This is a genomic window from Mycobacterium sp. 1423905.2 (assembly GCF_001673155.1).
In the GTDB taxonomy this organism is placed as follows: Bacteria; Actinomycetota; Actinomycetes; order Mycobacteriales; family Mycobacteriaceae; genus Mycobacterium.
Genome location: NZ_LZLE01000090.1, coordinates 1 through 11,619 on the forward strand (window position 1 = coordinate 1; position 11,619 = coordinate 11,619).

General features: G+C 68.2%; 8 protein-coding genes. 5 read left to right on the forward strand and 3 right to left on the reverse strand.

Going from position 1 to position 11,619, the window contains the following annotated elements:
* Both A9W95_RS04975 and A9W95_RS04980 read left to right on the forward strand, forming a co-directional pair.
* Positions 1 to 1,708: glycerol-3-phosphate dehydrogenase/oxidase (locus A9W95_RS04975; protein WP_253851565.1), on the forward strand; the 1,708-nt coding region annotated here is incomplete at its 5' end.
* Positions 1,709 to 1,715: 7 nt separating this feature from the next.
* The gene (locus A9W95_RS04980) at positions 1,716 to 2,573 is read left to right on the forward strand and encodes a pseudouridine synthase (RefSeq protein ID WP_067409499.1); all 858 of its coding nucleotides are present in this window, start codon (positions 1,716 to 1,718) and stop codon (positions 2,571 to 2,573) included.
* Here A9W95_RS04980 and A9W95_RS04985 read toward each other — a convergent pair.
* Positions 2,570 to 2,905: a DUF732 domain-containing protein gene (locus A9W95_RS04985; protein WP_082982910.1), complete on the reverse strand. Its 336-nt coding sequence runs from the start codon at positions 2,903 to 2,905 to the stop codon at positions 2,570 to 2,572. The genes A9W95_RS04980 and A9W95_RS04985 overlap by 4 nt on opposite strands.
* Before the next feature lie 249 nt (positions 2,906 to 3,154).
* Here A9W95_RS04985 and pstS point away from each other — a divergent pair, with 249 nt between their 5' ends.
* From pstS to A9W95_RS05000, 3 genes are all read left to right on the forward strand, one after another.
* Positions 3,155 to 4,252 (forward strand): phosphate ABC transporter substrate-binding protein PstS, encoded by a 1,098-nt coding sequence (pstS, locus tag A9W95_RS04990; protein WP_371328023.1) that lies wholly within the window; start codon positions 3,155 to 3,157, stop codon positions 4,250 to 4,252.
* A gap of 90 nt (positions 4,253 to 4,342) precedes the next feature.
* Positions 4,343 to 5,497, forward strand: coding sequence for a PPE family protein (locus A9W95_RS04995; protein WP_067409500.1), 1,155 nt, complete (start codon positions 4,343 to 4,345; stop codon positions 5,495 to 5,497).
* Between the two features lie 73 nt (positions 5,498 to 5,570).
* Positions 5,571 to 6,485: a PHB depolymerase family esterase gene (locus A9W95_RS05000; RefSeq protein ID WP_067409501.1), complete on the forward strand. Its 915-nt coding sequence runs from the start codon at positions 5,571 to 5,573 to the stop codon at positions 6,483 to 6,485.
* A 6-nt stretch (positions 6,486 to 6,491) separates the two neighbouring features.
* Here A9W95_RS05000 and nei2 read toward each other — a convergent pair whose 3' ends face one another.
* Both nei2 and A9W95_RS05010 read right to left on the reverse strand, forming a co-directional pair.
* Positions 6,492 to 7,247, reverse strand: coding sequence for an endonuclease VIII Nei2 (nei2, locus tag A9W95_RS05005; RefSeq protein ID WP_067409502.1), 756 nt, complete (start codon positions 7,245 to 7,247; stop codon positions 6,492 to 6,494).
* 3 nt (positions 7,248 to 7,250) lie between these two features.
* Positions 7,251 to 11,619: ATP-dependent helicase (locus A9W95_RS05010; RefSeq protein ID WP_067409503.1), on the reverse strand; the 4,369-nt coding region annotated here is incomplete at its 5' end.

Consider the following 11,619-nt stretch of genomic DNA (forward strand, 5'->3'; position numbering starts at 1 on the left):
GGCCCTGAGCCCCGCGCAGCGGGCGGCAGCGTGGGAGCGACTCGGCGCCGAGCAATTCGACGTGGTGGTGATCGGCGGCGGCGTGGTCGGTTCGGGATGCGCCCTGGATGCGGCGACGCGAGGGCTCAAGGTCGCGCTGGTCGAGGCGCGCGACTTCGCCTCCGGCACCTCGAGTCGCTCGTCGAAAATGTTCCACGGCGGCCTGCGCTACCTCGAGCAACTCGAATTCGGTTTGGTGCGTGAGGCGCTTTACGAACGCGAACTCTCGCTGACCACGCTGGCGCCGCACCTGGTCAAACCGCTGCCGTTCCTGTTCCCGCTGACCAAACGGGTGTGGGAACGCCCCTACATCGCCGCGGGGATCTTCCTCTACGACACCCTCGGCGGCGCGAAATCGGTTCCCGCACAGAAACATCTGACCCGCGCCGGGGCCCTGCGACTGAGCCCGGGGCTCAAGCGCAGCGCCCTGATCGGCGGTATCCGCTACTACGACACCGTCGTCGACGACGCCCGGCACACCATGACAGTCGCGCGCACCGCCGCCCACTACGGCGCGGTGGTGCGCTCCTCCACCCAGGTGATCGCGCTGTTGCGCGAAGGGGATCGGGTCACCGGCGTTCGGGTCCGCGACTCCGAGGACGGCGCGATCACCGAGGTCCGCGGCCACGTGGTGGTCAACGCGACCGGAGTGTGGACCGACGAGATCCAGGCGCTGTCCAAGCAGCGCGGGCGATTTCAGGTGCGGGCATCCAAGGGTGTGCACGTAGTGGTGCCGCGAGATCGGATCGTCAGCGACGTCGCGATCATCCTGCGCACCGAGAAGTCGGTGATGTTCGTCATCCCGTGGGGCAGCCATTGGATCATCGGCACCACCGACACCGACTGGAACCTCGACCTGGCCCACCCCGCGGCCACCAAGGCCGACATCGACTACATCTTGAGCACGGTGAACACCGTGCTCGCCACCCCGCTGACGCATGCCGACATCGACGGCGTCTACGCGGGCCTGCGGCCGTTGCTGGCCGGGGAGAGCGAGGAAACCTCCAAGCTGTCCCGAGAGCACGCCGTGGCGGTCCCGGCCCCGGGCTTGGTGGCCATCGCCGGCGGCAAGTACACCACCTACCGGGTGATGGCCGCCGACGCGATCGATGCTGCGGTGCAATTCGTTCCGGCCCGGGTCGCGCCGTCGATCACCGAAAAGGTGGGCCTGCTGGGCGCCGACGGCTACTTCGCGCTGGTGAATCAGGCCGAGCACGTCGGCGAACTGCGGGGACTGCACCCCTACCGCGTGCGTCATTTGCTGGAGCGCTACGGCTCACTGCTCGACGAAGTGCTGGCCCTGGCCGCCGACCGTCCAGAACTGCTCACCCCGATCACCGAGGCGCCCGGCTACCTCAAAGTCGAAGCCCTCTACGCGGTCGCCGCCGAAGGCGCCCTGCATTTGGAAGACATCCTGGCCCGGCGCATGCGGATCTCCATCGAATATCCGCACCGCGGCGTCGACTGCGCGCAGGAAGTGGCCGACGTCGTCGCGCCGGTGCTGGGCTGGAGCCCGGCCGACGTGGAGCGCGAAGTCTCCAACTACAAAGCCCGGGTGGAAGCCGAGATCCTGTCCCAGGCTCAGCCCGATGACGTGTCCGCCGATACGCTGCGCGCCAGCGCACCCGAGGCGCGCGCGGAGATTCTCGAGCCGGTGCCGCTGAATTGAGCCACCGTTGAGGCCGGCTCCGTTGCCGGTGCGCGACGGACTGGGTCCTGCGCGGGTGCGGCTGCGCGGCGGGCCGGTGCTGGCCGAGCTGACGGCACGATTCGGCGCCCCGGCGCGCGCCAAAGTCCTTGCCGGACAAGTCGTCGACGCCGACGGCGCGGTGATCGACGGCGCTTCGGTGCTGCCCGCCGGCGCCAGCGTCTACCTCTATCGCGAGCTGCCCGAGGAAGTGCCGGTGCCCTTCGACATACCGGTGCTCTACCAAGACGCCGACATCGTGGTCGCCGACAAGCCGCACTTCCTGGCCACCATGCCGCGGGGCAGCCATGTCGCACAAACCGCCCTGGTGCGGCTGCGGCGCAGCCTCGGCTTGCCCGAACTGAGCCCGGCGCACCGGCTCGACCGGCTGACCGCCGGTGTGCTGTTGTTCACCACCCGCCGTGAGCTACGCGGCCGCTACCAAACACTTTTCGCCCGGGGTGCGGTACGCAAGACCTATCTGGCGCGCGCCGCGGTCGACCCCGATCTGGTGCTGCCGCAGGTGGTGCGAAGCCGCATCGTCAAACGGCGCGGACAGCTGCAGGCGGTGTGTGAGCCCGGTGATCCGAACGCCGAGACGCTGGTGGAGATGATCAGCACCGACGGGTTGTACCGACTGACGCCGCGCACCGGACGCACCCACCAGCTGCGGGTGCACATGGCATCGCTCGGTCTGCCTATCATCGGAGATCCGTTGTATCCCAAGGTGATCGACGTGCCCGCCGATGACTTCAGCACACCGTTGCGGCTGCTGGCGCAGCGCATGGCGTTCGATGACCCGGTGACCGGGTTGACTCGGGAATTCGTCAGCCGCCGCCAGATCTAAGCCGTGGCGTGGTGCCGCGGGCAGAATGCGGCGATGCTGACGCCGACGAAGTAGCCGGCGCGATACCCGTCGAGGTTGCTGTTGGCGCTCACGTCGTTGGCCACATCACCCTTCTGCCTGCCCAGGTCGAGCTCGTCGCAGACTTCGTGCCCGGCGATCAGCGCGGCCTGTGGTGACGCGAAGTTGATGCCCTTATTTTTCACCGCGTTGAGGAACGCGTCGTCGACCCCATCGGCATGGGCGCTCGACATCCCCGCATTGACCAGGCATACGGAGACGATGGCAAGCAGGCCGGCGAACGGCGCGCGCCTGTGGGCTTTGCTGATCACCATCGCAGTAACCTCCCCGATGCATGTTGGGCGGAACCAAGACCGAAATACCCAGTTTACCCGGCCGAAACACGAACGAGATTCACCGGATAGCTGGCTCAGACCTGTCCGGGCGATGAATTGATCACAAACTGCGCTTGAACTCGCGGCTGTCGAGTACCAACGTCCTGCTCGAACCCGGTGGCGCACCGGCGGATCTTGTTACCATGCCTCATGACTGCGATCGTTTCCCCGCGATGCCGAGGAATCGCGCTGAGCCTAAACGGAATTGGCGTCGTGATGATCGCGGCGATGACGCTGGCGGGGTGCGGCAGTGACAACAACGCCAGTGTGCCCAGCGCGACGATCACGACGGCGGCGAAGGCTCCCTGTGGCGGCAAATCGACGTTGAAAGCCAGCGGATCCACCGCCCAAGAGAACGCGATGATCCGGTTCGTCAAGGCTTACGAACAAGCGTGCACCGGACACTCCGTGAATTACACGGCCAATGGCTCCGGTGCCGGCATCAGCGAATTCCTGGCCAACCAGACCGACTTCGCTGGATCGGATTCGCCGCTGAGCAAGGACGAGTACGCACGCGCCCAGCAGCGCTGCGGCTCGCCGGCGTGGAACCTGCCAGTGGTGTTCGGGCCCATCGCCATTGCCTACAACGTCACGGGCGTCACGTCGTTGACCCTGGACGGCCCGACCGCGGCGAAGATCTTCAACGGCGCCATCACCACCTGGAACGACCCCGCGATCGGGGCACTCAATAGCGGCGTCGTCTTGCCCGCTGAGCCCATTCGTGTCGTCTTCCGCAGCGACGAATCCGGCACCTCCGACAACTTCCAGAGGTATCTGGATACGGCTTCGGGCGGGGTGTGGGGCCGAGGCGCCGGAAAGGCATTCAACGGCGGAGTCGGGGAGGGCGCCAAAGGCAACGAGGGCGCCGCGGGGGCCGTCGGGACGACTGAAGGGTCGGTCACCTACGTCGAATGGTCGTTCGCCCAGGCGCAACACCTGCACATGGCGCAGATCGTCACCTCTGCAAGTCCGGAACCGACCGCGATCAACCCTGATTCGGTCGGCAGGACCATTTCGGCTGCCTGGTTCACCAAAGAGGGCAATGATCTGGCCTTCGACACGATCTCCTTCTATCGGCCCAACCAGCCCGGCGCCTACCCGATCGTGCTGGCGACCTATGAGATCGTCTGCTCGAAGTACGCCGACCCGCAGGTCGGGGCGGCGGTCCGGATGTTTCTGCAGACCGCGCTGGGCGCTGGGCAGGGCGGTTTGGTCGACAACGGTTACATCCCCATTCCCGACGAGTTCAAGGGACGGTTGTCGACGGCGGTCAACACCGTCGCGTGAGGACGCCGACTTGAGATGTTCCGGGCGTTTTCCCGCTGTCGTCAACGTAACGTTCCGGAAAATTTCCTTTCATGGTCAAATAACGATGCTGTGGAATTCATAACGTTGCCCCCCGAGATCACCTCGGCCTTGATTCACTCGGGACCGGGCGCGGAGTCGTTGATCGCAGCATCGGATGCCTGGGAGCGGTTGGCGACCGAATTGGAAGAGTCCGCCGGCTTGTACTCTCCGGTGCTGGCGACGCTCGCCGAGGGCTGGAACGGCCCGTCCGCAGCGGTGATGACCGAAGCTGTCGCTCCTTATCTGGCGTGGCTGCAAATCACCGCACAGCAGTGCCAACAGCTCAGCGCGGCGGCTCAAGCCGCCGCCGCCGCCTTCGCAGCAACGCTGGCGACCGTCGTGCATCCCTCGGTAGTGACCGCCAACCGGACCCAATTGGCGCAGTTGCTGGCGACCAACCAATTCGGCAAGAACCTGCCGGCCATCGCCCAGACCGAAGAGCAGTACGAGACCATGTGGGTGAACAACTCGGCGGCCATGTCGCGCTATCAGACGGCCACCCAGCAATCCCTCGCGTTGCCGCAGTTCTCCTCGCCGCCGTCGATCACCGATCCGGCGGGCATGACGAGGCAGGCCGCCGCCGTCTCCGAGGCCGCCGCTCCGGCGGCAGCTTCGATTGCCGCGGCGGCGCCCGCTGAGGCCGTCTCTCCGCTCGATTCGCTGTTGCAGGTGTTCGGTGTCGGCTTCGACCCCAACCAAGGCTGGTTCGGCTTGGCCAACACCTACGCCAACCAGTTCGTCTCGTCGGGATTCCCCATCAACCTGCTGAGCTATCTCGCACAGAACACGTCGGCCCAAGCGCTGCAGTCGGTCGCCCCCGAAATCGGCCAGGGCCTCTCGGAAGGCGAAGCGGCCCTAGGCGATACGGTGGCCAGTTTGTCCAGGGCCGTGGGCGCGGCGGAACCGACGGCCGCGGTCGGCGTCGGAGTGTCGATGGGCAACCTCACCGCCCCGCCGGCGGTGGTGGGCCTGTTGCCCGCGGCGCAGACGCCTGTGCAGCTGGCGTCGGCGGCGACGCCGCTGACCGCGGGCGAATCCGATTTCCCGATGCTGCCGCCGCTCATGCCGCCGCCGATCTCGGCCGGCAGTGGCTGGCGCAAGCGCAAGCAGCAGAAGTACGAAGACCTGGCGATGGGCATGGAGCTCAAGGGCACGTTCATGCCGCGGCCCCCGTCGGCGGGCTGAGCACGCCGAAAATTGGGGCCAAGTATCCGAGGTCTTCACTCGGTTCGGGAACGGGCTGGGTAATTTGGCGGTCATGCCTTGGCCCCGACTGCTCTCGCTTGCCGTGCTGGCGGTCGTGCTGTGCGGTTGCGGGCGGCCGGTTTCGGCGGCCAGTTCGCACAATCAACCGGGCGCTTTCAAGTTCGGGGGCATGAACCGGACCTACACGGTGCACGTACCGCCGGGCCCGCCGGCCGGTCTGGTGCTCAACCTGCACGGCGGCGGCGGGACCGGAGCCGGGCAGCAGGGTCTGACCAACTTCGACTCGGTCGCCGACATCCACAACTTGCTGGTGGTTTATCCCGACGGCTACGACAAAAGCTGGGCCGACGGCAGAGGCGCCGCCCCGGCCGACCGCCGCCATCTCGACGACATCGGATTCCTGGTCGCGCTGGTGGGCAAGGTCGCCAAAGAGTTCAATGCGCCGGCTGGACACATCTTCGCCACCGGGATGTCCAATGGCGGATTCATGTCCAACCGACTGGCTTGCGATCACGCTGATCTTTTCGCCGCCATCGCACCGATCTCCGGCACGCTCGGCATCGGGGTCGCGTGCAATCCGTCCCGGCCGGTGTCGGTCCTGGCGGCGCACGGCACCGCCGACCGGGTGGTCCCGTTCAACGGCGGCGACGTCCGGGGACGCGGCGGGGTCAGCCGCGCTATTTCCGCCACCGCCATGGTGAACAAATGGCGTGCGGTGGACCGCTGCCAGGGTGAGCCCGCCGTGCAGAATCTGCCCAACGTCGGGGACGGCACCGTGGTCCGGCGCTTCGATTCCGCCGCGTGCGCTGACGGGACCGAAGTGGTGTTCTACCAAATCGACAACGGCGGGCACACCTGGCCGGGCGCCAAGCAATATCTGCCCAAACCGGTGATCGGCTCCACCACGCGCGCGTTCGACGCCTCGCAGATCATCGCGCAGTTCTTCGTGGCGCACGGCCGCGATTGAGCCGATTCAGCGCTGGCAGGACGGACACCAATACCTGACCCGGTCGCCGGTGTCGTCGTAGTTGATAGGGGTGCCGCAGCGCCGGCAGCCCTCTCCCGCCCGGGCGTACACCCACAACTGCCGGCCGGTACGGGTATCCCCGGTGGTACAGCGGTTCCATCGAAACCTGTTCAGCCACAACATGTCCCGCGCACGTTTGATCAGTCGCTTGGGATCACGCACCTCGCTCACCGGTGCGGTCGGCAGATGCCCACTGACGAAACACAATTCGTTGGCGTAGACGTTGCCGACTCCGGCGAGGACCCGCTGGTCGAGCAGCGCCTCGGCCAGCGGCCGGGCTGGATCGGCGATGAGATTAGCGGTGGCGACCTGCGGGTCCCAGTCGTGCCCCAGCAGATCCGGCCCCAGGTGGGCGACCACGGCGTCGTCGTGCTCCCGGTCGAGAATCTCCAGCACTCCCAAGTCGTATCCGACGGCCCGAATAGCGCCAGCTTCCAACACTATTCGCGCCCGGTAGTCGATCTTGACCGCTCGCTCGCCGACGCGCCAGCTGCCGTCCATTTTCATGTGGGAGTGAATGCTGGCCGGTCCGACGCGAATGAACAAGTGCTTGCCCCGACTGACCACCTCGTCCACCACCTGACCGGCCAGGTCGACGGTGGCATACCGCGGCACCCGGACATCGCAACGGGTAAGCGTGCGGCCGACCAGGTGCTCACGCAGCTTGGCAGCGGTGTGCCAGACCGTGTCTCCTTCAGGCATGGCCTAGCGCAGTCGCAATCCGCGCGGCGTGCGCACGAACCCCGCGTCGACCAGGGCGTCGGTGACCGGGCTCGGGGCAGCGGGTTGCAGGACTGGGGCACCGTCCACTCGCTCGACCAGAAGAGACGCGACGCGCCGGCTCGCGACCAACTCGGCCAGCGCGGTGGCGGCCGCGCCATGGGCGCCGGGGTCGTCGGTGAAGGTCAGCAGGGACCGTCCGCCCCGCTCCAGGAACCAGCCCATCGCGCCGTCCACCAGGACCACCAGGGCGCCGGCTTTGCGGCCGGGCCGCGCCGAGCCGTCGCCCTCGGCGCTCGGCCAGGGCAGCGCGGCACCGTAGGGATTGGCCGGGTCGGCGGCGGCCAGCACCACGGCTCGGTAGTCCGGGCGTTCCGGGTCGACTCCGTCCAAGTAGCTGCGGAGGCGGTCGACCGTAGACGCGACGGCGAACTGCGCACCGCCCAACGACTCGACGAAGTAGCCGCGTTGACAGCGGCCGGCGTCCTCGAACGCGCTGAGAACCTTGTAGAGGGTGGCGAACCCGCCTGGCACGCCCTCGGTGGCCACGGCACCTTTGGTCAGCACGCCGTGCCGGTTGAGCAGCAACTCCGCTTGGTAATGGGCGCGCAGCGTCGAGTCCGGCTCGGGCGTCGGCAACGCTGACCAGCGGCCGGCCACCGTGGGGTCGGTGCGGGTCTGCGCGTGTGCGACGCTATACCGGCTCAGCCGCGGCGGCCGGTGCGACCGATGTGCTGGCGCCGAACGTTTGCGCGCACCCGAGCCGCCGCCGAGCAGCGCCCGCACCGGCGCGAACGTGTCACCGGTGATCCAGCCGGCCCAAACCAGTTCCCACAGTGCGGCTTTCAGATCCGCCTCGCTGTGACTGTGCTGGGTGAGCTGGCGGAAGAAGAAGGCGCCGCCGCCGGCCAGGCTGTCCAGGATGGCCCGGTGCACGTCGGTGAAGTCAATGTCGACCGGCGGTGTCAACGTCAACGGCGCCGTCTCGGCTGGGTGCAACGCGATCCAACCGTCGCTGCCCGAGATCGCCCCGGCACCCGACCAGGTCACTTCTCCGGTCGCCAGCAACTCGTCGAGCATCGCCGGGGAATAGTCGCGCACCCGTGGGCCCAGCACCAGCGGTTCCAGCGCCGAGGCCGGTAACCGCACCCCGGCAAGTTGATCGATGACCGTGGTCAACCCGTCCAAACCCGCATACCCCTGGGCCGAAGTGGACCCGACGTGGTGCCAGGCCGGCAAAAAGCGGCCGTACGCGGCGGTGCTGACCGGCTCCACCTGAGCGCGCAGCGCGGCCAGCGAACGGCGCCGCAGAATGCGCAACACCTCGGTGTCACACCACTGTTCGGCACCGGGCGTCCCGGCTGGGGCGGCGGTGGTGACGAAGTCACCGCGCACCAACCGCCCGTCACTGGCCAGCCGGCCCAGCACATCGGCGGTCACCCGCAGGCCGAGACCGAAACGGGCGGCGGCTTCGGCGGTGCTGAACGGGGTATGCGTGCGCGCGTACCGGCCGAGCAGTTCCCCCAGCGGATCGGCCACCGCTTCGGTGAAGGTGGCCGGCAGGCCCACCGGCACCGCGGCGCCGACGCCGTCACGCAGCCGGCCGATGTCTTCCACGGCGACCCACCAGCTCCGGCCGGCGAAGGACACGGTGAGCGCGCGACGGGCCGCGCGCAGTCCTTCCAGCCAGCCGCCGACGTCGGCGGCATCGGCCCGGGCGGTGATCTCCTCCTCGGTGAGCGGGCCGAGCAGCCGCAGCAGGTCGGCGACGCCTTCGGCGTCGCGGGCGTGCCGGTCATCGGACAGGTGCTGCAGTTGCCGCCCGGTGCCGGCGATGACGTCGGGGTCGAGCAGTTCGCGCAGTTCGACCCGGCCGAGAAGTTCGGCGAGCAGCGTGCTGTCCAGCGACAAGGCCGCGGCGCGGCGCTCGGCCAGCGGGACGTCCCCCTCGTACATGAACGCGCCGACGTAGCCGAACAGCAGGGACGCCGCGAACGGGGACGGCCTGGCCGTCTCGGCTTCGAGCACCCGGATGCGCCGCTGAGCGATCTCGCTCATCAGGCGGGTCAGGGTCGGCACGTCGTAGACGTCTTGCAAGCACTCGCGCACGGTTTCCAGCACGATCGGAAAGTCGGGATACTTGCGGGCGACGTCCAGCAGTTGGGCCGCGCGCTGACGCTGATGCCACAGCGGTGACCGGCGACCGGGGTTGCGCCGAGGTAGCAGCAGCGCCCGCGCCGCCGACTCCCGGAAACGGGACGCGAACAGTGCCGAATTGCCCACTTCGGCGGTCACGATCGGGTCGATCTCGTCGGCGTCGAAGACGAACAGTTCGGCGCCGGGCGGGGCGTCGGTGTCGGAGATGGTGTCAGGCAACCGCACCACGATGCCGTCGTCAGACGCGGTGGGTTTCTCGTCGAAGCCGTACCGGTCGCGCAACCGCCGGCCGACGGCCAGCGCGAGTGGACCGTGCACCCGCAGCCCGTAGGGCGAGTGCAGAATCACCCGCCAGTCGCCCAGCTCATCGCGGAACCGCTCGACCAGCAGCGTGGTGTCGGTGGGTACCACCCGAGTGGCGGTGCGCTGCTCGTCTAGCAGCGTCCACAGGTTGCCGGTCGCATAGTCGTCGAAACCCAACTCGGCGCAACGCTTTTGAAAGGCATCGCGGTCCATGCCGGCCAGCTCGCCGGTGAACGCACCCAGCGCGGCGCCGAGTTCGGCGGGACGTCCCACGTCGTCGCCGCGCCAGAACGGCAACCGGGCCGGCTGACCGGGCGCCGGGATCACCAACACCCGGTCGTGGGTGATCTCGGTGATCCGCCAGCTGGTGGCGCCCAGCGCGATAACGTCCCCAGGCCGCGACTCGTAAACCATCTCCTCGTCGAGTTCGCCCACCCGCGAAGGTGTTTCGGAGTCGGTAGCCAGATAAACCGTGAACAGTCCGCGGTCGGGTATCGCACCACCGGAGGTGACCGCGAGGCGCTGCGCGCCGGGCCGCGCCGTCAGCGTGCCGGCGTCGCGGTCATAGACCAGCCTTGGTCGCAGCTCGGCAAACTCGGTCGAGGGGTACTTGCCGGACAGCAGGTCCAGCGTCGCCTCGAACACACTGCGCGGCAGTGTCGCGAACGGGGCGCTGCGACGCACGGTGTCGAACCATGCGTCGGCGTCCAACGGCTCCAGCGAGGCCGCCGCCACCGTCTGTTGGGCCAGGATGTCCAGCGGATTGGCCGGCACCCGCATGGTCTCGATCTGGCCGGTGAGCATGCGCTGCACGCTCACCGCGCAGCCGATCAGGTCGGTGCGGTGTTTGGGGAACAAGACCCCGCGTGAGACTTCCCCCACCTGGTGTCCGGCCCGCCCGATGCGCTGCAGGCCGCTGGCCACCGACGGCGGAGCTTCCACCTGGATCACCAGATCGACCGCGCCCATGTCGATGCCGAGTTCGAGGCTCGAGGTCGCCACCACCGCTTTGAGCTGGCCGCGCTTGAGGTCTTCCTCGACGATGGCCCGCTGTTCCTTGCTGACCGACCCGTGGTGGGCGCGGGCCAGCAGCGGCGGTGCGCCGAAGGTTTGGCCGCTGCCCATGATGTAGGCCGGCGCGCCTCCGGCGACTTCGGTGTTGGTGTCCGCCGGCGGGACGATGCCGGACCGTTCGGCGTGGATCTCGTTGAGGCGCGCGGTGAGCCGTTCGGCCAGCCGCCGAGAGTTGGCGAACACGATCGTCGAGTTGTGCGACTCGATGAGATCGACCAGCCGCTCTTCCACGTCCGGCCAGATCGAGTTGTTCTCCAGGTTCGCCATGTCGGGCACCGGGACTTGGACCGAAAGCTCGACGGTCTTGGCCGAGGGCGGCGCGACGATGGTGGTGGGGGATTGGCCGGACAAGAACCGCGCCAGCTCTTCGGGTGGGCGCACCGTGGCCGACAAGCCGATGCGCTGCGCGGGCCGCTCCACGGACAAGGCATCGAGGCGTTCCAAGGACAACGCCAGATGCGCACCCCGCTTGGAGGCCGCGATGGCGTGGATCTCGTCGACGATGACGGTGCGCACCCCGGTCAGGGTTTCGCGCGCCGCCGACGTCAGCATCAAAAACAGGGACTCGGGTGTGGTGATCAGCACGTCCGGCGGGTGAGCGATGAGCTGGCGACGCAGCGCCGGCGGGGTGTCGCCGGACCGGACGCCCACGCTGATGTTGGGTGCGGGCATGCCGCGACGCTCGGCCAGCCGGGTCAGCCCGGCCAGCGGGGTGCGCAGGTTGCGTTCCACGTCGACGGCCAGCGCCTTGAGCGGCGAGACATAGAGGACGCTGGTGCCCGAGGGCCGCTCCGGCGCGGCGGCCAGGCTGTCCAGCGCC

Excerpts from the sequence above, each read along its gene's own strand:
- A9W95_RS05000 (WP_067409501.1), top strand. The coding sequence starts at position 5,571 with ATGCCTTGGCCCCGACTGCTCTCGCTTGCCGTGCTGGCGGTCGTGCTG.
- nei2 (WP_067409502.1), bottom strand. The coding sequence starts at position 7,247 with ATGCCTGAAGGAGACACGGTCTGGCACACCGCTGCCAAGCTGCGTGAG.
- A9W95_RS04985 (WP_082982910.1), bottom strand. The coding sequence starts at position 2,905 with ATGGTGATCAGCAAAGCCCACAGGCGCGCGCCGTTCGCCGGCCTGCTT.